Origin of the sequence: Chryseobacterium oryzae, assembly GCF_022811665.1 — a bacterium.
Lineage (GTDB): Bacteria > Bacteroidota > Bacteroidia > Flavobacteriales > Weeksellaceae > Chryseobacterium > Chryseobacterium oryzae.
Genome location: NZ_CP094529.1, coordinates 1,500,772 through 1,524,328 on the forward strand (window position 1 = coordinate 1,500,772; position 23,557 = coordinate 1,524,328).

At 40.4% G+C, this 23,557-nt stretch carries 14 protein-coding genes; all 14 read right to left on the minus strand.

Going from position 1 to position 23,557, the window contains the following annotated elements:
- Nucleotide 1 precedes the first annotated feature (1 nt).
- Entirely contained in the window at nt 2-1,162 is a 1,161-nt protein-coding gene (locus MTP08_RS06980; protein ID WP_243577664.1) for an aldose epimerase family protein, read from the minus strand.
- A 217-nt stretch (nt 1,163-1,379) separates the two neighbouring features.
- Nucleotides 1,380-2,876: an L-arabinose isomerase gene (gene araA, locus MTP08_RS06985; protein WP_243577665.1), complete on the minus strand. Its 1,497-nt coding sequence runs from the start codon at nt 2,874-2,876 to the stop codon at nt 1,380-1,382.
- A 109-nt stretch (nt 2,877-2,985) separates the two neighbouring features.
- Nucleotides 2,986-3,684: an L-ribulose-5-phosphate 4-epimerase gene (locus tag MTP08_RS06990; RefSeq protein ID WP_243577666.1), complete on the minus strand. Its 699-nt coding sequence runs from the start codon at nt 3,682-3,684 to the stop codon at nt 2,986-2,988.
- A gap of 118 nt (nt 3,685-3,802) precedes the next feature.
- On the minus strand, nt 3,803-5,485 hold the full coding sequence (locus MTP08_RS06995) for a ribulokinase (protein WP_243577667.1): 1,683 nt from the start codon (nt 5,483-5,485) through the stop codon (nt 3,803-3,805).
- Nucleotides 5,486-5,695: 210 nt separating this feature from the next.
- Nucleotides 5,696-7,687: an alpha-L-arabinofuranosidase C-terminal domain-containing protein gene (locus MTP08_RS07000; protein ID WP_243577668.1), complete on the minus strand. Its 1,992-nt coding sequence runs from the start codon at nt 7,685-7,687 to the stop codon at nt 5,696-5,698.
- Nucleotides 7,688-7,819: 132 nt separating this feature from the next.
- Nucleotides 7,820-10,333 carry a glycosyl hydrolase 115 family protein gene (locus tag MTP08_RS07005; RefSeq protein ID WP_243577669.1) on the minus strand — a complete coding sequence of 838 codons (2,514 nt, stop codon included), beginning with the start codon at nt 10,331-10,333 and terminating at the stop codon, nt 7,820-7,822.
- A gap of 443 nt (nt 10,334-10,776) precedes the next feature.
- Entirely contained in the window at nt 10,777-12,720 is a 1,944-nt protein-coding gene (locus MTP08_RS07010; protein ID WP_243577670.1) for a glycoside hydrolase family 97 protein, read from the minus strand.
- Nucleotides 12,721-12,722: 2 nt separating this feature from the next.
- Nucleotides 12,723-14,099 (minus strand): glycoside hydrolase family 43 protein, encoded by a 1,377-nt coding sequence (locus tag MTP08_RS07015; protein WP_243577671.1) that lies wholly within the window; start codon nt 14,097-14,099, stop codon nt 12,723-12,725.
- Between the two features lie 180 nt (nt 14,100-14,279).
- Nucleotides 14,280-15,689: a glycoside hydrolase family 43 protein gene (locus MTP08_RS07020; RefSeq protein ID WP_243577672.1), complete on the minus strand. Its 1,410-nt coding sequence runs from the start codon at nt 15,687-15,689 to the stop codon at nt 14,280-14,282.
- Between the two features lies 1 nt (nt 15,690).
- On the minus strand, nt 15,691-17,715 hold the full coding sequence (locus tag MTP08_RS07025) for an NPCBM/NEW2 domain-containing protein (RefSeq protein ID WP_243577673.1): 2,025 nt from the start codon (nt 17,713-17,715) through the stop codon (nt 15,691-15,693).
- Between the two features lie 12 nt (nt 17,716-17,727).
- Nucleotides 17,728-19,107 (minus strand): glycoside hydrolase family 43 protein, encoded by a 1,380-nt coding sequence (locus tag MTP08_RS07030; protein ID WP_243577674.1) that lies wholly within the window; start codon nt 19,105-19,107, stop codon nt 17,728-17,730.
- 17 nt (nt 19,108-19,124) lie between these two features.
- The gene (locus MTP08_RS07035) at nt 19,125-19,997 is read right to left on the minus strand and encodes an alpha/beta hydrolase (RefSeq protein WP_243577675.1); all 873 of its coding nucleotides are present in this window, start codon (nt 19,995-19,997) and stop codon (nt 19,125-19,127) included.
- A 148-nt stretch (nt 19,998-20,145) separates the two neighbouring features.
- Nucleotides 20,146-21,759 (minus strand): glycoside hydrolase family 43 protein, encoded by a 1,614-nt coding sequence (locus MTP08_RS07040; RefSeq protein ID WP_243577676.1) that lies wholly within the window; start codon nt 21,757-21,759, stop codon nt 20,146-20,148.
- Between the two features lie 3 nt (nt 21,760-21,762).
- Nucleotides 21,763-23,478, minus strand: coding sequence for a glycoside hydrolase family 43 protein (locus MTP08_RS07045; RefSeq protein ID WP_243577677.1), 1,716 nt, complete (start codon nt 23,476-23,478; stop codon nt 21,763-21,765).
- Nucleotides 23,479-23,557 lie beyond the last annotated feature (79 nt).

A 23,557-nucleotide genomic window follows, 5' to 3' on the forward strand; every position in this document is an offset into this window, starting at 1 on the left:
ATTATTTTTTTACAGAGAATTTATAAATCGTTTTGGTCTGATATTTTTGCCCGGGCTTCAGCTCTGTAGAAGGGAAAGAAGCTTGATTTGGAGAATCCGGAAAATGCTGAGTTTCTAAGCAAAAGCCAGTTCTCTGTTCGTTTTTACCACCGGTTTTGGTATCGTATTTTCCGTCTAAGAAATTCCCGGAATAAAATTGCACACCTGGCTGGTCTGTGAGAACTTCCATCACTCTACCCGATTCTGGATGATAAACTTTGGCGATGATTCTCAATCCGCTTCCGCTCAGAATCCAGTTATGGTCGTAGCCTTTGCCTTTTTTCAGCTGGTCGTCATCCGCATTGATGTCTTTCCCAATAGCTTTAGAAGTTGTAAAATCAAACGCACCGCCTTTCACCAATTTTTGTTCGCCTGTTGGAATCAAAGTCTCGTTTACCGGCAAAAATTTATCGGCATTGATTTGTAATTCGTGGTCAAGAATTGGCTTGGAAAAATTACCCGACAGATTGAAATAAGAATGTTGTGTCAGATTAACCACCGTTGGCTTATCCGTTTCTGCTTCGTAAGATATTTCTAAAGCATTATCATCCGTCAAAGTATAGAAAACCGTTGTGGTTAATTTCCCCGGATAACCTTCTTCGCCATCAGCACTGGTATAAGTCAGCTTCAAAGTCGGGAATTTGGCATCTTTAACGGGTTCTATGTTCCAAATTTTGGTATGAAAGCCTTCTTTGCCACCATGCAAACTGTTAGGGCCATCATTTTTGTCGATATCGTAAGATTTACCTTCTAAAGTAAATTTCGCATTCGCAATTCGGTTTCCGTAACGGCCGATTAAAGCTCCAAAATAATAAGGATTTCCGTTGAAATAATCTTCCGGTTTGGTATATCCTAACACCACATCTTCATATTTTCCGTTTTTATCAGGAGCTGTAAGAGAAGTGATAATGCCACCAAAGTTGATGACTTCTAGCTTCATCCCATTTTTATTCGTCAAAGTATATTTTTTGATGGAATCACCTTTTGCAGTTACTCCATAATCGGAAACTTGTATGTTTTCCATCTGTTCTGATTGAGTTTTTTGATTAGTTTCTTTTTTATTGCAGCCGAAAATACATAAAACCGCAAAAAGAATTAGCAGGTTGATATTTATTTTTTTCATAGGTTAATTTTTTTATATCCAGTTATTTTACCGATACAACAAATATATCATCATATTTATAATTCATCTTAAAACAGCGAATCTGTCGCAGCCCGACCTGAGTGGAGCTCTTTTGTAGTTTTTTTGGGTGGAAAAGCCGTGGCAAAAACTACAAAAAGCGGGAACGGAGGGCGGAAAAGCTGCCCAAATTATTATGATATTATTCGGAGATATAATATTAACGATAATAAATTTCATTCCAACGAAGTGTGTTCTTAAAATTGCGGATTTTTGTGTCTTCATCAATCACCAAAGATTCGATGCCCGCGATTTCTGCAAAATCCTCCAACTGTTCTACGCTGATATTTTCGCTATAGCATGTGTGATGTGCACCACCCGCCAAAATCCACGCTTCTGCAGCTGTATAAAGATCCGGAAGTGGTTTCCAAAGCACTCTTGCAACCGGAAGTTTTGGTAATTCTTCGGTAATTTCCAGCGCTTTTGTTTTGTTGATTAATAATCTGAAATGATTTCCGAAATCCATCAAAGCGGCATTCAGAGAATCGATATTCCCTCTGGAATTAAACACCAAACGCACAGGATCTGCTTTGCCGCCAATTCCCAACGGATGAATCTCGCAAGACGGTTTATCCACCGCCAAAACAGGGTCAACTTCTAGCATATGTGAGCCCAGAATCGAAGGATTAGACGGATTAAGATGATACGTATAGTCTTCCATAAAGGCATTGCCGCCTTCCAGACCTTGTCCCATTGTTTTCATGGCACGAACCAGCGCAGCAGTTTTCCAGTCGCCTTCGCCTGCAAAACCGTAGCCTTTTTGCATCAAACGCTGCACGGCAATTCCCGGAAGCTGCTCCAGACCATGAAGGTCCTCAAACGTGTCAGAAAATCCTTTGAAACCTCCATCAACCAAGAATTTCTCCAAACCAAGTTCTATTCTTGCAGCTACTTCTAGAGATTTTCTGTTGGCGCCGCCTGCGAGCAGAGATTCTGCCATTTTATAAGAGGCTTCGTATTCTTCTATTAATGTTTTAATTTCGCCTTCACCAATGGAATTAACCACGCCAACCAAGTCGCCGATTCCCCAAGTATTGACTGAAAATCCAAATTTGGTTTCCGCTTCTACTTTGTCGCCATCTGTAACGGCAACAAATCTCATATTATCTCCAAAACGAGCGAATTTTGCACCTTGCCAATCGTCCCAGCCAGCTGCTACTCTACTCCAGTCTCCAATTTGTTTCTGAACGCGTTCTTCTGCCCAATGTCCAACCACTACTTTGCGGTTTTTGCGAAGACGACTTACCATAAAACCAAATTCGCGATCGCCGTGTGCGGCCTGATTAAGATTCATAAAGTCCATATCCATCGTTGCCCAAGGGATGTCTTGGTTAAACTGAGTATGCAGGTGCAACAAAGGTTTTTGCAAAGCCGAAAGTCCACGAATCCACATTTTTGCCGGTGAAAAAGTGTGCATCCAGGTGACAATGCCGATACATTCTTTAGCAAAATTGGCTGCTGTAAGTGTTTCAAAAATTTCTTCCGTAGTTTTAACTGTCGGTTTTAAAACAACTTTTACAGGAATCTGTGATGATGCATTAAGTGCTTCCACAATCTTTGCAGAATGCTCGGCAACTTGTGCTAAGGTTTCGGGTCCGTATAAATGTTGGCTTCCGGTGATGAACCAGATTTCTTTGGTATTGAGTGGTGTTAACATATTTTTGGTTGATAGTTAATGGTTAATGGTTGATGGATTGTAAAAAGTCCAATGTATGTTGTATAATGTACTTTACTTTGTACGTTTTACATTGTACATTGTACAGAACTTACTGTCCGTAATAGGCATTTTTACCGTGCTTTCTTTCGTAATGTTTTTTGATTAATGAATCTTTGAGTCGGGGTGCTTTTGGGTTGATTTGTCTCGTTAGATAGGCCATTTCTGCAATGGTTTCCAAAACTTTGCTGTTATAAACGGCTTTGTCGGCGTTTTTCCCCCAAGTGAATGGTCCGTGGTTGCCTATCAAAACCATTTCTACTTCTTCATAAGACAATTCTTTGTCCTTGAAGCAATCCAGAATCTGGATTCCGGTGTTGTATTCGTAATTGCCTTCGATTAAGTCGTCCCGCATTGGCGGTGCACACGGGATGTCTGAGGTTAAATGATCGGCATGTGTGGTTCCAAAAATCGGAATATCCAGCTGTGCCTGTGCCCACGCCACCGAATATATAGCGTGCGTATGAGAAATCCCGCCTATGTTTTCCCAGTTTTTATACAGGTAGGCGTGGGTTTTGGTATCGGATGACGGTCTTAGATTTCCTTCTACCACATTGGCATCATAATCCAAAATCACGATGTCTTCCGGCTTTAAAAGTTCATAAGGAACACCGCTTGGCTTGATGGCGAAAATCCCTTTTTCCCGGTCAACAGCACTGACGTTTCCGAAGGTGTAGACGACCAATTTCAGCGTATCCAATTGCATATTGGCTTCGTAACATTCTCTTTTTAGTTCTTTATAGATGCTCATTTTTATTAATTTTTTAAATGCGAATCGCGCAAAGTTTTTTTTTCGATTTTCCTAAACCTTCAAGGTTTTAAAAACCTTGAAGGTTTGGTAAGTTCTAAAAACCTAGGTTTGCTGGATCTCACAATTTTTTCTTGGCTTTGATATTGTTTTCTGTAAAATCCGCAAGCATCTGATACTGCTTCATCAATTCTGCATACTTCTCCACTTTCTCTGCCTGCGGGAAATATTCGGCCTCGAAATCGGAGCCCATTTTCTGGCTGGCTTCCTGAACGGTAGGATAAATACCGGCTGCCACCGCTGCATACACGGCTGCTCCCAACGCCGGCGCCTGGTCGGATTCTGCGACCACAATCGGCCTGTTTAGCACATTTGCCAACGTCTGCATAATGAACGGCGACTTTCTCGCCACACCACCAATACCGATAACTTTGTCGATTTTAACGCCTTCGTCCTCGAAACGGTCAACGATCTTTTTTGAACCGAAGCAAATGGCATTGACCAGGGCTTTGAAAATATGTGGCGCTTTTGTGCCTAAACTAAGGTTGCTCATTGCCATTTTCAGTTCCTGATTGGCGTCGGGTGTTCTACGTCCGTTTATCCAATCCAGAGCCATTGGTACAGCTTCGGAAAACGGAATCTTTTCAGCTTCTGCCGTCAGATCACGAATCAGATTATTTTCTATTTCCTCTTTCAGTAATTGTTTTTGGCGGTCATCGATGGCCATAGACTTCATCAAAATTTGATATGTTGGCCAAGTCAAAATATCTTTGAACCATGCCAGAACATCACCAAAAGCCGATTGTCCGGCTTCTAATCCCATCAATCCCGGAATCACGGAACCATCAACCTGTCCGCAGATTCCTCTGACGGTTTTGTCACCAATAATTTCGTTAGGCGCCACCATAATATCGCAGGTGGACGTTCCCATTATTCTGATAAGGGTATTTTCCTCCACTTTTGCGCCTACCGCACCGGAATGTGCATCGAAAGTTCCCACGGCAATTACTGTGCTGGTTGTTAATCCTAATTTTGCAGCCCATTCGGCATTGAGGTTTCCGGCAATTTCATCAGAAGTATAAGTTTTATCGTATAATCTATCACGAAGTTCTGCTAAAGACCCGTCGAGCTGCGCGAGGAAATCTTTGGAAGGAAGTCCGCCCCACGACTCGTGCCACATTGCTTTGTGCCCGGCAGCACAACGGCTTCTTTTGAAGGTCGCCAAATCCTGATGATCAGAAAGTAAATAGCTGAGGTAATCGCAATGCTCCATCCAGCTGTACGCTACATTTTTTATTACCTCATCTTCTCTGTTGATATGCAGAATTTTTGCCCAAAACCATTCGGAAGAATAGATTCCTCCTTCAAATCTGGTGTAATCTTCGCCACCCCAAGTTCTTGCCAATGTATTGATTTCTTCAGCTTCGGCAATTGATGTATGGTCTTTCCAAAGTACCATCATCGCGTTGGGATTCTCCGCAAAATCAGGCAAGAGAGAGAGCGCAATACCTTCTCGATTTACAGGTAATGGTGACGAGCCAGTTGTATCGATACAAATACTGACAATTTCTTCTGGCGCAACGCCACTTTCTTTAACCACAGCCGAAATGGTTTTTTCTAAACCTTCGATATGGTCTAGCGGATGTTGGCGAAACTGGTTAACTTCGGGTTTGCAGTATTTTCCTTCTTTCCATCTTTGGTAATAGCTGACAGAAGTTGCCAGTTCTCCTCCATTTTCGGTATCGATGAGAACGGCACGAACAGAATCTGTCCCATAATCTAAGCCTATAACATATTTTTTCATTAATGTGGATAATTAATTTTTGATGAATTGTTTAAATAAATCCTTCGATGGGATTTTATCCTGATATTAAATTAAAATCTAACAGCATTGTAAAGTGTAGTCACCGTTTACTATTAGATTTTAAATCAGAGATAAAACAAATATAAGATTCTATTTTAAATAAATGTAATATTTACACTTAATTTTAAAAAACGCTTTACTGATGCTTATCTAGAGAGAATCGAACTTTAAAATAACAAAAGAATTGGCCGGAATATCGACAGAAATATCTCCTTTTTTTAACTTCAGAACAGAAGATTGAGGTTTGATGATTTCTTTATCAAAATTATTTTCTGACTTTAAGTCGGGACTGGTCAAAAGAATTTGCTCCGCAGAATCGCTTAATTTAATTGATTTTGGCTTGAGTTTTACTTGCATATTTTCTTGTGCCGCATTCACGATTTTGATGATAATTTTTTTACTTTTTTTATCCTCAACTGCTGATGCAAACAAATCCGATTGCCCCGAAACAGGTTTTGCGTTCTCCGTAATTTTCAGAAGGTCGGTACCTGCATTGTTACCGTATAATTTTTGGACATAATAATTGGGCGTTCCGTAAGATTCCAGATTATTAAACCAAATTAAATCCGGCGTCCACTGCCAACCATCGGCGTGTGCAAAAAGCGGCGCATAAGAAGTCATCGTCACCACTTCGGCATTGCGCTCCAAACCTGTCATAAAAGCTGCTTCTGATAAGGCTGTTAACCAATTATTTTTATTATCCGGGCTTACCACTTTTACACTTTGTGCTGCATATTCACCGGCAAAAACTTTAGGTCCTTTTCGGTCATAAGAATCATAACGGTTCGCATTTTTGAAAAACCAATCCGGTGAGTTATAATAATGCTCATCTACCAATTCGGCTTTATGTTTTTTGAGTTCTTGCCAACCATACTCAAAATATTCTCCATCAGGAGAAGGTCCGCTGGTTGCGATAATTTTGATGTCCGGATATTTGGCTTTTATTGCTTTCTCGAAGGCCAAATGCCGCTTGATATAATCTGGCCCCCACTGCTCGTTCCCTATGCCGATATATTTTAGATTAAAAGGCTTTGGATGTCCCATCTCTGCACGTTTTTTTCCCCAAGTTGAATTAACGCTTCCGTTGGCAAACTCGATTAAATCCAAAGCATCCTGAATGTAAGGATTAAGCTCGCCCATTGGCACCAATTCGCCGGTATTGAACTGACACGCCATGCCACAACTCAGAATAGGCAATGCCTCTGCCCCAAAATCCTCTGCCAGCTGAAAATATTCGAAAAAACCGAGACCAAAAGATTGGTAATAGTCTGGCGTTAAACGGTGGGCAAATCCATTGTTCCATTTGTTAATCAGATATTCTCTATCGGCAAAATTCCCAATGGTTTTCTTCCATTGGTAACGTTCTGCCAAAGTTCTCCCTTCTACAAGACAGCCTCCGGGAAAACGGACAAAACCAGGTTTTAAATCGGCTAATTTCTGCACCAAATCTTTTTTGAGGCCTTTCTTCCTGCCCTTCCAGGTATCCTGCGGAAATAGAGAAATCATATCCATATTTACAACGCCAACCCCTGAAAAAGTAAGTTTGAGCTTGGCTTTTTGTACCGTACTATTGGGCGTGATGCTCACCTCATAATTGTTCCAGCCTTTGGATTTTAGAGGGACTGAGGTTGTGAGGATTTCTTTCCCATTTTCGTCTAGCCACACGGCATTAACGGCGGAAATGTCACCCGAAACATTTTCTAACTGAAAACTGAAATCGTATTTTTCTCCTTTTTTAAGACCTATTCCGCGGAAGCCTTCGTTCCAAAGTTCATAGTTTTTATCGTTGAGAACCGTGATTCTTGCATAATTTCGATTTGATTTTTGATAATCAGAAATGATATTGATGTAACCTGAATCTTTGTTCTCAGAAAGTGTCTGCGTCTTAGGCTGACTCCAACCCATCAGAGGCTCATTAAACTCGAATGAGCGGTTCTTAATCAGCTCCGCATATACGCCGCCATCAGCAGCCTGATTGATATCTTCGAAGAAAACGCCATACATTGTCGGCTGGATTTTGATATTGGTGGATTTACCATCCAAATCAAGAACGTGTGTTTTTACTTTTCCGCTCTGCGCTGACAAAAATGTAACATTCAGGCAAAATGCTGCGATAGAAAGTTTGTTTATTATGGATGCCATTGGTCTTGTATTTTTTTAGAAATGTATAATAACAAATATACTATTCTATTTTAATAAATGTTTAAATTACACTTAATAAATTGAAAAATAAAAAAACCACCAGAAAATCTGATGGTTTTGAAATGCTTGGTTTTAATAATTACTCTCCGGCGCTCCCAGATAACTTGGTTTTAAACCACCTGTATTAATCAGTATTTTTTCTAAAACAATCCCAGGTTCCAAAACCCGGAAACGCAGACTGTGTTTTCCCGGATTTAAAATCTGATGCTTCGTTACGGATTTAATAATATGCTCGGCCTGCCATTGTCCCAATTCGCCTTTGTAATGCCCATTGAAATTGATGATTTGTGGCGTCTCTCCATCAAAAGAAATCTCATATCGCAAACCTTTGTTATGATTAAAATTGAGGGTTGGAGCCAAGAATAACTGAACTTCAAACTCACCTTTGGACTCAAAATTAACATCATATTCCAGATAGATATTTTCGTCTGATTTCGGATATGCATTCTGAGGAAAAGTGCTTACCCCAGATTTGGTTTTTCCAAAATCAGGAATCACTTCCCAATGGATTCGGTCTGAGTTATTTTGTCTTGCAAAATCTTCTGCCTCGATAGAAATATAGCCATCTTTCTCCTGAAAGACCTTGGTTTTAAGCCTTGCATTGTCTTCTACATAAGTTACGGCTGGCATTACATTTTTATCAGGTTGTTGCCAATAGGTGTAGCCAATATGTGTCTGATCCATCATATGTTTCCACTTTCCATCAGAAATTTTGTTGTTATAAAAATCAGATAAATACACATCGTATTCAAAATCCTTTTTCACGCGGTCTGCAAAAGCATTGGCTTCGGGATTTTTTTCTGAAGCTAATTTTACGTTCTGAGCCTGTGCATAATACATATCGTACAGATTGCTCATCGCATCAATCGGATACAACACAAGTTGGAAATAAGCATCTTTATATTCCGTCGGGATCTGTTGATATAATCTCTGTGCATCCACATTCAAGGCACGATATTCATTCAAAACCCTTTCAAATTCATTGTAATTATCGCTAAATGTCTTGCTGTTCAGCATTTCTGCAGTAACCCTTCTGTTATATTTGGTATACAAATTAATCATTCTTGCAATGTCTTTGGAATAGGTTTTACCAAACTGCTGGGCTGCCCATTTTTCGGTGTACTCCAAAAGGTTTTGAGAATTGAATTGTTTTGGATTCCAAGCCATATCGAGAAAAAAACTGATGGGGAATTCCATTGGTTTCAAATCGCCGACGTTAACGATCCATACTTTATCAACTTTATGTTCATAAGTCAGGCTCATTTGCTCCCAAATTCTCTGGATTGGACTGATGTTAATCCACTTCGAGTTTCTCGGTCCGCCAACATAATCGAAATGATAATACATCCCATAACCGCCTTTGTGCAAAGGTTTTGATAAATCCGGAAGTTTTCTGACATTTCCCCAATTGTCATCGCAGAACAGCAAGGTAACATCATCCGGAACCTTCATCCCTTTGTCATAATAATCCTGAACTTCTTTGTACAAAGCCCAAACCTGCGGTGTTTTCTCTGCTTTTTTGCCTGTAACATTTTCGATAATCCGGCGTTGATTTTTCACAATGCCTTCCAAAAGCGAAATATTGGTTCCTTCTTCCATTGCTTCATCTCCATCGCCACGCATCCCGACTGTTACCAGTTTTTCCCAACTTTTAGAACGCTCTATCCCGCTTTTCCAAAATTCATCCAAGACCTTTTTATTTTTGGCATAATCCCAAACATTCGGCAGGTTATTTTTTTTGATATACCTGCGCCAATCCTGCTGTGCCAAAGCCATTGGCTCGTGATGCGAGGTTCCCATTACGATTCCCATTTCGTTGGCTAAAACACCGTTTTGAAGATCGTCATCATAAAACGCACTTCCCCACATCGCCGGCCAGACATAATTGCCTTTCAATCTTAAAATCAGTTCAAAAACCTTCTCATAAAATTTAGAATTAAATCCGCCAAATGTGGCTCTTGCCCAACCGCCGAGAGAAGGCTCCTCATCATTCAGGAAAATGCCGCGGTATTCTACAGCCGGCTCTCCATCGGTATAAATTCCTTTTTTGAAATATAGATTTTCATTTTTGACCACCGGAACATCTGCCCAATAATACCAGGGCGAAACTCCGATTTGCTTCGACATTTCGTAAACGCCGTAAATCGTTCCCCGCTTATCACTTCCTGCAATCACAACAGCTTCGGAAACACCCGGAAATGGATTGCTGACATTCTGAATAATAAATTTTTCTCTTTTGCCAACGAGAGATTTTCCGTCTATCTTTTTTTGTTTGATTAAGCCATCAATGACAGATTGAGTTCCCACCGTCCCTACAATGATGATTGACGATTGTTGTGGAGAAATTTGATTGACAAGACTTGGCTGAGTGCCCGTCACATTTTGAAAATCGGACTGGAGATTTTTAACCGCTCTTAAAATACCGTTATCGATTCCCGGATTGGTGAAAATTGAAAGATTGGAATTTTTCTCTTTCAGAACTATATTTTCAGAAGATTTTGCAGTATTGATGAATGGCTCTGTCGCATTTATATTTAAACAAAATCCGAATACAGTGACGAGAAAAAACAGTTTAAAATAGTTCATAATCTTTATTTTAATTTGATGGAAACCTCATAGGTTTTACCTGCGGTTATTGATATTAAATCCTACGGATTCTTTAAGTTTAAATTTTTGGAAACCTCATAGGTTTTTGAAACCTATGAGGTTTGGATATAAAATTTTAATTTCCAAAGTTTTCCATAGGTTGCACCTACAGCTATTGATATGAATCCGGCAGATTCTTTAGTTTTTAATTTTTGGAAACCTCATTGGAAACCTCATAGGTTTTTGAAACCTATGAGGTTTGGATATAGAAGCCTTCGTTTTTTTTGGTTGCGTTGAATTGCTCGCAGCCCGACTTGAGCGGAGCTCTTTTTGCCGAAGCAAAGCGTAGGCAAAAAAGCGGGAGCGGAAGGCATAAATGAGAAAAAAGCGAAGGCTTTTATCGAAGTTTACGAACGAAGTTCTAAGCTGCCCAAATTTCAGCCTTAATTTCTTAGCACAAATCCTCCATTTGGTTGGATATCAACGTTGAAATCGCCTTTCGCATTGACTTTCACTTCTTTTTCTGAGGAGTTCCCTTTTGCATCATCATTGATGAGTTTTACGGTTTGTCCTGCCATCATTGGGAGATTTAGTTTGAGTTTTTTAACGGTCTTCTCGGCATTCACCCCGGCAACATACCATTGGTTTTGATGTCTGCGGGCCACCACCGAATATTTGCCAGGATAACCATCAATAAACTGCGTGTCGTCCCAAAGCGTAGGAACGATTTTCATAAAATCGAGCTGAAATTTGGGAGCATCCGTTAGATTATTCGGCATCACGCCAAACATCTGAATCGGGTTTTGGAACAACACCGCTGTCGCCAACTGAAACGCATCCGTCGTCAATCGTTGATTTTTATCTTTGTTGGATTTGGTTAAATATTTATTGAGAAAAGTTCCGCCAAACTCCATACTTCCGACCGTGTTTCTGATGAATGGATGAAGCGTTGCGAAAAAGGCTTCTTGCTTGCGAATGCCTTCGGAAAAATATAACATTTCTGACGCTAAAACCGCTTCGCTACCGGCATAATTCGGGAACATGACTTCCCAGCCTCTCGGCAAAGTTGCCCCGTGGAAAATGATGGCAAGTCCAAAATCATTGGCATCGGAAAGAATATCTTCGTACAACTTCATCGTTTCTTGCTTGTCTCCTCCAAAAAAATCAACTTTAAGACCTTTTACGCCGACTTCTTTCAGCCATTTCATTTCTTTTTTGCGTTCTATGGCAGAGCTCATTTTGTTTCGAGGTCCCATTGGCGCATCATTAGCCGCACCGTTAGAATTGTACCAAAGCAAGACATCAACATTTTTGAATTTGGCATAATCAATCAGCTCTTTCATTCTGGCTTTGCCAATATTTTTGTCCCAAAGTGCATCAATCAAAATAAATTGATAGTTGAGGGAAGAAGCCAAATCGATAAACGTTTTTTGGTCTTTTTCATTCATACTTTCATCCTGCCAAAGAATCCAACTCCAAGTCGATTTCCCGAATTCATATTTCTGTGATGGCTCGTACAATGGCGCTACCACATCAAACGGAATGGTAGTTTCTACAATCGGTTTTAGCGAACTTCCTACCGTGATGGTTCGCCAAGGTGTCTCTGAAGGAAGTGAAATAGCTGCACCTGTACTGCCAAAACCATTATTCTCAGCAGCATTGGGGAAAGCCACTTGGTAGAGATTTTTTTCTGAAGTGGTATCCAGATGAGAAGCGACATAATGTGAATCTACGCCGGTCTCTGAAAGTAAAATCCAGCCATCATTCCCAACACGGAACAATCCCGGAAAAACATAACCATACTCAGCTTTTTTGCCAAGTGCAGCATCGGCTTCGTAACCACTTTCGTAGCTGGGCGCGGTTCTGGCAAAACCTGTCATCGGCTTCATCATCGGAGAGAGAAAAGTAGTTGTCTGAGAAGGAAATCTATAACCCGTAACTTCTTTCTCTACAACGGCACTCAATCTTTCTTTCATCGGGGCAATCTGATAGCGGAATGCCAGGTTATTGTTACTTAGCCGAAACTCTATCCCAATGCTATTTTGATTGGCATTGGTAAAGTTAACAAGCAGTGTATTGGCTTCGTAATCTATTGCTGATTTTTTGATTTTCTCGTTGCTGTATTTTTTAGAAAATTTGTCTTTTTTGCTATCCACAAATTTCAGGTGGTCAGAAAAATCAGACTCATTGGTTACCAATCCCAACGGCGATTTATCAAGCATTGTTTTGCCTTCATAAACCACATTATACAATGCTTTTCCGTTTTCTGAAAAGACATTAAGTCTTAATTTTCCGTCCGGACTTTCTGCCTGTGCAACCTGCGCAAAAACGGAGTTACCAAGGACAGAGCAAACTAAAATCGAAATGTAAAATCCTAATTTTCTCATCTTTATTTATTTTCTAAAAAGGTCCAATAATCAAAATACATTATATCTTTTTCTGCCTTACCGTTGAACACGAAATAAACATCGTGTACACCTGTAATTTTTTCCTTAAGTTCTGCTTTTACGGTTTCCCAACGGTCATCGCCACCAGTCAACGGAACTTTTAACGTTGCTACAATGGGACCTGAAACACTGTCCAAACGCACATCCATCGTCACATCGCTGTTGTGTGTCGTCCCTACTCTGGCCGAAAAACTTGCAGGACCTTTTTTCCCAAAATCAACACTTTTCACACTTGTGTAAGCGCCGCTTTTTTTCGCTTTTACAAAAACACCAGTCTCTTTGTTCTGATAAGATTTGATGTTCTCTGACCAAGCGATCGTCTCTGCCTGATTAAATGAATACGGATTAGTTGTACTTAGCGCTTTTGTAATGCCTTTGGACATTTTGAATGGCGTGATAGAGCCATCTTTGTTGAAATTAAGCTCTTCTACGCTTACCGATCTTGTAAAACCGCTGCCACCCGGCAAAGCTCCGTTATGATAGAAGAAATAGGTTTTTCCTTTATAATCTACAATACCCGGGTGATTGGTGAACGATTTTCCTTCTGTCGGCATAACGATTCCACCATATTTCCAAGGTCCCATCGGACTTTTGCTGGTAGAATATCCGATAAATTCCGGCAGTGGCCCGCCAGGCCAGAATAGGTAATACAAATCTTTTCTTTTGTATAGCCAAGGACCTTCTTCGTATTTTGTTGGTCTTTCCGGATTTTCTTTTCCATCTCTCTTGCCGAAAGATTCTACAGTCATCGGAACCTCAACGATATCGCCCGAATAGGAAATCATATCTTCATTCAGTTTAACCATTTTGAGTTTCGGGTTTCCCCAGTACATATAGGCTTGCCCATCGTCATCCATAAAAACAGTAGGATCTATATCGCCCCATTCGCTTTGTACCAAAGGTTTCCCAAGCGGATCGTGGAAGGGTCCAAAAGGACTGTCGCTCACGGCAACGCCAATAGCGCCTTTGTTATTGGTTTTGGACCACATTGGCACGTACATAAAAAACTTTCCGTTTCTTTCGATGGTCTGTGCTGCCCAGGCGTCGCGTTTTGCCCAATCAAAATCTTTGTAACTCAAGATACTTCCGTGGTCTGTCCAGTTGACCATATCGTCTGTGGAATAGACTTTCCAGTCATTCATCACAAACCAGGTAGAGTCGTCTTCGTCGTGCGTGGTATAAACGTACAATCTGCCATTGTAAACCATCGGTGCCGGATCGGCGGTATAATTGGTCTGGATAATCGGATTTTGAGCCAAAGCTACTCCCGAGCATCCTATCAAACAAAGACCAAGTATCGCTTTTACTGTTTTTTTCATATTTATTTTTTTGATTGTGAACACTGAGTGCACACAAAGGATTGTTGTTTTTTCTATGGTTGAAAACTTTGTAATTATTATGGTTATTTTCTGTCCTTATGAACCACCCCGTCAAAAATTCTCTGAATTTTTGATACCCCTCCAAAGGAGGGGAATTTTCATCCCATTATTTTCATTAATTTACTTTTTCTTAAAACTCCAGTAGTCAAAGTTGAACAGCTTACGTCCTGCAGAAATATTTTTCCCTTTGAAAACAAAATACACATCATGAACACCCGAAACCGATTCTGAGATTTTAGAAGTCAAAGTTTTAAATTCTTCCCAGCCTCCTGTTCTCGGTATTTCTATCTCAGCAATTTTGTTTCCGTCTAATTGATCCAATCTCACCTCCAAAATTCCTCCATCTAAACCTGCTGCCACGGAAGCCGAAAATTCCGAAGCTCCTTTGGTTCCGAAATCTACAGAACGGACTTTGATGTAGCCACCCGTTCTGATTTCAGAAACATAAACGCCATTTTTTTTGTTTTCTGAAGTACTGCACTTCTCTGACCACGCAATGGTCTCTGCCTCATTTTTTTGATACGGATTGAGCGTTGCAATAGGATTGACGCCTTCTTTTGTCATCAAAATATTCGGGATGCTGCCGTCCGCATTGTATTTGAATTCTTCTATAGCGGTTGACCTGCCATAACTTCCTGCACCCGGCAATAATCCGGTGTGATAGAACAGATAGGATTTACCTCGGAAATCGACAATCCCACCGTGATTGGTAAAGCTGTTGGTAGGTTGATCGGTCATTATTTTTCCTTGATATTTCCACGGACCTGTTGGAGAATTGCTGGTGGAATAAGAAAGACTTTCACTTCTTCCTGTCATCCCGGCATACATCATATAATATTGCTTGTTACGCTTGTAAAGCCAAGGTCCTTCCACATAAACATCTTTATATTGCTCTTGCTTTTGTAAAACCTGATCACTTTTAGCAGGAACTCTAAGGCCTCCAAAAGCTTCTACCGATTGCGGAATTTCCGTAATTTTCCCTTCGTAAGAAACCATATCTTTGTTGAGCTTCACATAAAATAATTTGCTGTTTCCCCAGTAAAGATAGGCCTGTACGTCATCATCAATAAAAACCGTGGGGTCGATATTATCCCAAGTCCCTGTTGTTACCAAAGGTTTTCCTAACGCATCTTTAAAAGGCCCGGTTGGGCTGTCTGATACTGCAACACCAACCGCCAAATTATTGTCCACCGTCTGAACACAGATATACCAATAAAATTTACCATTTCTTTCCACACATTGTGCTGCCCAGGCTCTGTCGCGAGCCCAACTAAAAGACTCTAAAGAAATTGGTGAACCGTGATCCGTCCAATTCACCATATCGTTGGACGAAAAAACACGCCATTTGGTCATCGTATAAAAATCAAAACCATTTTGATCATCACCTGTATAGACATACATTTTGTCCTTATAAACCATCGGTGCAGGATCTGGCGTAAAATGGGTCTGAATGACAGGGTTTTGGGCGCAAATACCCATACCTATTAACAGTAATGAGACGGTGATATATTTAGACTTTAGTTGAATCATACTATTTTGTTGAGATAAATTTGTAATAAGCCACGCCGTGCGCCGGAATATCTAATGCCAAAGACTGGTTGGATGTATTGATTTTGGCGATGTCTTTCTGTCTCCAAAGGTCTCTAACCGTTTGCTTGCCGGAGATGCCCAATTGTTTAAAATCCTTGTAAGACATATTAACTTTCTCCCTTCCGAAATTGGCAAAAGCAACCGCTTTGCTACCATCTTCCAAATCCTTTACATAGATTCTGAATTCTCCAATGCTTTGTTTTACAACACCTTGTTTACCTAAAGCATCCTGATTTACGGCAATAACCTCATCATTGGTTAAAAGATTTAGGGTAAAATCATCCAGCTTTTCTAGATCGCAACCAATGAGTAGCGGTGCAGAAAAAATACTCCAAAGACTGATGTGCAGGTATTGCTCATCTGGTTTTAGCTTGCTCTGATGCGGATTCCCCCAACCTACAACGCCAACTACGAGCATATCCGGGTCGTTCCAGTTGCCTGGTTTGGCGTAAGGAGCCGCTTTGTCCTGAGCCAAAGCGATGTTTTTTACGCTTGCCCAAGTATCGGTAATATCATTGGTGGTGCGCCAAGATTCTGCATTGGCATTATCGCCCCATTTCCAAACATCGCCCATCCCGTACTGGCAAAGGTTATAAACGATATCTCTTGGTTGATTTTTAAGTAAATCGCCCATCAATTTGAAAGGTTTCACCCCTTTATCCAAATCGCCCCCACCTGAGAAATTGAGTGAAGACACTTTGTTGGCATCATTATACGGAAGTCCATCCAACACGCCGCCGTAGCTGCACCAATCGTATTTCAGATAATCGAAGCCCCATTTGGCATAGCTTTCCGCGTCCTGCTTTTCGTAGCCGTAACTCCCGGCACAACCGCCACAGGTCCAAGGTCCGGGAGAAGAATAAATCCCCGCTTTAAGTCCTAATGAATGAAAATAATCGGTAAGCCCCTTCATATCCGGGAATTTTGAATTGGTGAGAATGTATCCATTTTCATCACGCATTTTTCCTTGATACGATGGGTCTTTTCCGTCTCTGTTAAATTGCCAGGAATCATCAATATTAATATAATTCCACCCGTGATTTACCAAACCAGATTTCACCAAAGCATCAGCTGCACGCTTCACTTTATCGGCAGAAACCTCGTGTCCGAAGGCATTCCAGCTATTCCAGCCCATTGTAGGTGTCAAGGCAATTTTATCTCCACTTTCGATTTTTAATTTTTTAGAAACCGACCCCTTGGCATTTTTAGCCGACAAAACCACTTCGTATGTTCCTTTTGTATTGATATTTCCGGTGATAATGCCTGTTTGAGCATCAATTGTTAAACCTTGAGGAAGATTTTTTGCCGAAAAAGTCATCGGTCTTTCTCCTGAAGCCGCCACTCTGAAAAGGAAAGGTGAACCGGGACGAACACCATAGACCGTTGCCGAATTTATTTTCGGTTTTGGGCCGGGTTTTGGCGTTAAAATATAAGGTTCCGAAGCAATCGGGTTAAAAGTAACCAGTTTTGCACCGTCAGCCGTCTCAAATTTGGCATTCACCCAATTGGCATGATCGTAATAGGGCCCATTTCCGCCATCGGTAACCACCAATTCTAACTGATTAACACCTTGTAAAGAAATATTAACAGGTTTCGCCTTATCACCCAATTTCATTACGCCGCTAGACCATAGCTTCTTATTATCACCATAGATTTCGAATTCGGCGGCAGGGTTCTGACCTTTGATTTCATCATCAATGCCCACCAAAGCAGAAAAATTCTTTACCTTACCATTGAGTTTGATAAGGATTGAACTTTCAGCATGCGTACCAAATCCTCTTTTGAAAACCTCTCCGGCAATAGTCAATGGTTTCCCATCTACCGATGTATTGATGCCAGGTTTGCCGTGTCCTTGCGTGGCAACACTCAAATCAAGCTGATCCAGCCAGACCGTTGATTGTGCCTTGGCTATATTTCCGGAAAGCAACAAAGCTGCTCCGATTACTAAAATTTTTTGCTTCAACATTTTTTATAACTTTTAATTAAATTTCCACCAATCGAAAAAGAAAAGATCTTTTTCTCCTTTAAAAACAAAATACAAATCGTGAACACCTTTGATACTTTTCATCGGTGTGTTGATGATTTTATAAAGATCGCCCTCAGCTTTCCCGGTTACCTCAACAGTACCCAACAAAGGCCCATCAAGAGCATCCGTCCGCACTTCGATTTTCCCACCATAGAGAGAAGCCACATTCACATCCAGAGATTTTACACCTTTAGAAAAATCAACACCTTGTACTTTGAGATAATCTCCATTATTAATCGAGGTTACAATAACACGATCTTTGATTTTCTTCCCTCTGTTATAAGGCTGATTGCGCTCCCATTCGGTGACCATTTCGGTCTTGAGGCCTTCGCTGTAAGCGATAGTTTCTGCTTCCACCTTTTGATATGGATTGATTGTTCCCACTCTTTTGGCACCTTCTGAAGTCCAAAAAGGCAATTTCTGGATCGTTCCGTCCGGGTTGTAGGTCAATTCTGTAACACTAACAGAGCGACGTTCGTAATGTTTGCTCATGGTCTGTTTCATGATATTATAATTGAAACCAAAAACATAAGATTTTCCCTTAAAATCGATAATTCCGGGATGATTTCCGCTTGATCTTGAGTCGCCCTCCATAATGACGCCGCCATAAGTCCAGGGTCCCGTTGGCGATTTTGCCATAGCGTAGCCAATCCCTTCGGGACAACATTTGGAAGCATAAGCCATATAGTAAATTCCGTTTCGCTTCCACGCCCAAGGCCCTTCCTGATAATGAAAAGGATCTGGTTTGTCTTTTTCTTTTGCAAAAGAAGCATCTTTGGTGATTGGTCCTGCGAGAGAAATCATATCTTCGTTCAGTTTTACATACCAAAGATTCGGATTTCCCCAATAGAGATACGCTTGTCCGTCACCATCAATAAAAACCGTAGGATCTATATCATCCAAAGAATTTTTGATCAATGGTTTGCCTATCGGATCCGTGAAAGGACCGTACGGGCTATCCGCCACCAAAACTCCGATTCCCATATTGTTTGGCATGGGACAATAGAGATAAAATTTACCATTTCGCTCGATGCATTGTGGCGCCCAGGCTCCGTTGTCTGTATTCACCCATTTGAAATCTTTGAGGGAAGCCACCACGCCGTGATCTGTCCAGTTGACCATATCTGTTGATGTATAGAGTAGCCAGTCTTTCATTTTGAAACCGAATGCATCGTCCTCATCATGGCTTGTATAAAGATATACCGTATCCTTATATACCATTGGTGCAGGATCTGCCGTATATTTGGTCTGGATGATCGGATTTTGGGCAAAGGAAATCTGAGAGAATCCAACTAATGATAATAAATAAAGCTTTAATCTATTAAATTTCATAACTATAATATTTAAGATTATTTCTTTTCTAAAAATTGGTTAATTTCTTTCTGATCCACCGGCTTAAACAACAGTTGCGAAAAGATGTACAAATCATTCTTCCATACTTTGAAATCGTGACCACCCGGCTCCAGATAAAAAATGTGCGGAATATTATTTTCTTTTAGATAATTATGAGTTTTGGTCGTGTAGATCAACAAATTATCGGCATCGCCACAAGACAGAAAAATCAATTTCATTTTCTTTGCTTCCTGCGGATTAGGCAAAAGTTGTTTTGGATCTTTGGTATTTGGCGCAGATGAAAAAGCTCCCAGCCAAGCGAATTTATCCATATTCGCGAAAGCAAAATTCTGCGTTTGTCCGCCACCCATAGAAAGCCCTGCCAATGCGCGGTTTTCACGGTCTTTTTTTACAGGATAATGTTTTTCCACAAAAGGAATCAGGTCAGTCAGCAAATCTTTTTCGAAGGTGGTAAACGCTTCTACTTTGTCTTTAGCAAATATATCGCCTGTAGCACGGTCATTTTTCATGGCACGTCCGTTTGGCAGAACTACAATCATAGGTTCTAATTTTCCCTGAGCATACAAATTGTCCAAAATCACATTCGGTTTTCCGTGTGCGAACCACTCTTTTTCGTCTCCACCAATCCCGTGGAACAGATAAAGCACCGGATATTTTTTATTTTTGGTAAAACCCGGCGGCGTATAAATCAGTGCTTTTCTCGCCACACCAACTGTTTTTGAAGCATAAGAAATACTATCAATTTTACCGTGCGTAATCGAAGTATTCTCCACATCAAATCCTTGAGGAGCTTGTTTATCAATACTTTGAGCGGAAACAAACATCCCCGACCACAAAATCCCTAAAACTAATATTGCTGTTTTTTTCATAATTAATAGTTGATTATTTGGATAATTTCTTTATAATCGATTGATTATAAGTATTAATTTTTATTTGTATTTTTTACACTTATTAATATAGACAAAAAAATAATATGCCAAGCAATTATTTTTCTTTTTTTCAGTTTTAATCAAATCATCAGTCCTTCTTCTGACTCACGCGGAAGAAATCAACATCTACAAAACCTCCTAATTCTTTGGTTGCATAATTAAAAATTGCAAATTTAGAACCCATAAAAAATCTGCGATAATCGAATATCATTTTGTAATCTTTCGCCAATTCCGTCCAATTTTTCTGGTCGGTGCTGTAATAGAAATTTGCCAAATCTTTCCCTAAATTAAAATCGGCGTCGATACGAAAATACACTTTATCAGAACTCAACAGAATTTTCTTTTTCTCCTCAACCTTTACATCGGTTACAGCTTTGGTTTTTTCATCCAGACTGACATTATTTGTAGAAAAAATCACGAACTTCTTTGTACCTTCTTTCTTCACAGACAAAATCCCGGAATCTCCGTTGAATGCACTGAAACCTGCCACATCACCATCTTTCATCCCTTTTAAATCCAAAGCGACTACAGCACTGGTCTTAGGACCTTCCATCCTTTGGGTTAAAGTATTGGGAGCGAGGTACAAATTATGGAGTACCCTACTGGTTTTCAGTCTTAAAAAGCCTTTTCTTTCGGATAAAGACCAGGCAGAACTGACAGGATTATGATTCCATTGCCATTGGATTTTGAGTTTTTTATCAGAAAATTCGTCACTTTCTACTAAATGATTTTTCGGTGTAAAAGCCGGAAGCGGAATTTCTCCTGTTAACGGAACTTTTCCGTTGTCGCCCAAAACCGGCCAACCGTTTTCCCATTTTACGGGAAGGAGCAACGGAACCCGACCGACGCCGTTTCGGTCTTGAAAAATCAATGAATACCAATTTCCGTTTTTATCATCAATCAAAGCACCTTGTCCAGCATAAGAAAACCCAAGAAAATTATCCTCAAGAATAATCTTCTTCTCATAAGGTCCGGTTACTTTATCGGCTCTGTAAACCTCTTGTCTGCGTTTCCCGCCACGCGGCCAAGAAATCATCATCATATAATATTTGCCGTCTTTTTTGATGATTTGGTTACCTTCCAGCAATCCTGTTTCGGAAGCATCTTTCTTGAAAACTTCCGTTCCATCCTGATTTCCGATAATGGTTTTAAAATCCGGACTCAGCTCAAAAACTTTGTTAGAAGTAAAGACAAAAATCCGATCATTATCATCAAAAAGCAAAGAAGCATCGTGAAAATGTTTTGTCCTCGTAATGAGCTTCCAATTGCCTTTTTCCGGATTGTCAGATTCATAAATATAAGATTGGAAAGGCTCGTCATTCGGAGAAAACAAAACGTAATATTTCCCTTTATGATAACGGATAGATGATGCCCATTGCCCGCGCCCGTAGACCGAACCGTTCAGCAAATCATACTTAGAATTGTCATTCAGCGTATCAAAAACGTAGCTCGACATTTCCCAATGCACCAAATCTCTAGAATGCATCACCGGAGCGCCTGGCATCAGGTGCATGGTGGTAGAAATCAGGTAAAAATCATCACCATTTCTGGTAATAGACAAATCCGGCGCATCTGCCCAAATAATCGGGTTGGTAAAGGCTGTTTTCTGCTGTTCCGGAGAAGGATTTACCTGAGCTGAAAGTGGATTCAGCCCGATAAATCCTAAAAAAAGAGCTATATAAATTGATTGATTAGTTTTCAAAATCTATGGCTTGATATCGTTAGACAACGTACTATACAATCCAATCAGACTTCCTGTGAAGCCACCTGCAACATCTGTTGAAAGGATGTCTGCAGAAACTTTCCCACCAAGGTTTTTGGTATTTTTACCATCCAAAGCATAATTAAAACTCAGCTCATCTTTATCGCCAACTACTTGCAGCTTGATGTTTTTCGACAGTCCGATTTTTTCGCTTGCTATGAGTTTGGATTCCCCTTTTTCCGTTCTTTCTAAAACGATGTAAAAATCTTTATCCTTTTTTGTAATCCCGAAAACATAATTGAATTTTTCGCTTTGATAACAAGTGATTCCCGCTAATTCTTTGTTAGATTTCGGCTTGAAATCAAGTGTTACGGAAGTTTCAAAATCTTCGTGCTGCAATCTGTGAAATAAAGCAGAAACAGGAGCTACCGCCTTGATATTGGTTTCAAAAGGAGTTACTTTAACCCCGTTTTTTGTGGCGCTGATAAAGTTTTCGCGAGGTCCGCGCATTGCAATCCATCTATAGTCGAGGTTTTTCTCTGTTAATTTATCATTAAAAGTAAAATTTCCGTTCGGGAAAAATCCGTTTTGTCCGGTCAGATTTTTTACACCTTGCGGGAGTTTCAGTTTCGGTTTCATCGGTACCAATCCGTTTTCGAAAACCGGATACGTTCCGCTCCAATCTACAGGAAGGATGAAGGTTTCTCTACCTTTTGTCACTCTGTTATTAACATTGGGACGGATGGCTAAAAACACGCCATACCACTGTCCATTCGGACCTTCTACCAAATCGGCATGACCTGCCCAGTCCACTTTTTCTTTGCGGTCTCTCGGGAAATAACGCTGTGTGAGAATGGGATTATTTTTTGCCGGAACAAAAGGACCTTTCGGAGAATCTGCCATAAAAATCACTTCGCTGTGGTTGCCACCTGTGCCGCCTTCTGCACACATCAGGTAGTATTTTCCTTTGTATTTGTAGATATGTGGCCCTTCTATCCAAATTGGTTTTTGAGAAAGATCAACGCCGCCGTTTACAATAATCTTATCTGAACCTGCAACAACCTGGTCTTTTTCTAAATCGTAATCCCATATTTTTATCACACGATGCCCGTTATATTGTTCGGTTCCCTGAGGCGGTGCATCATTGTGTACGATATAAGCTTTGCCGTCGTCATCAAAGAAAATTGCCGGATCTATCCCATCAAAATTCAGTTTCTGAACTTCGCTCCAGCCTTTTGCAGGGTCTTTTGTTTTTACCATCATATTGCCAACGCCGCCTGCAAATTGAGTGGTAATCATATAAAATGTATCGTTGTGCTTATTGTACTTGATGTCTGGCGCATAAATCCCTTGCGAGACACCACCTTTTTCAACTTTCAGCTGAGAAGGTCTGTCGAGAACGTGGCCTACCTGTTTCCAATTGACCAAATCTTTGGATGTAAAAATAGGAACGCCCGGAAACATTGAAAATGAAGAGTTTACCAAATAATAATCGTCTCCTTTTTTTGTGATCGATGGATCCGGATAAGTACCTTGCAGGATGGGCGAATAGAACTCGTCTGACTTAAGAGGGTTGTCGCTGTATATTTTGTCGTTTCCTTTGTAACTAAAATCTGAGAAAGTCTGTGCTGACAAACCACTGAATGACAACAAAGCCACCGCAGCTATGAGATTGGTTTTGTTCTTAAAAAAAATCGGATTCATTGTTTTCTTTTTCATATATATTTTATTTCTATTTTTAAACTATTATTTGTTGAGTTTTTTAGTTATCTATCGTCATTAGTACGGCGAATTGCAC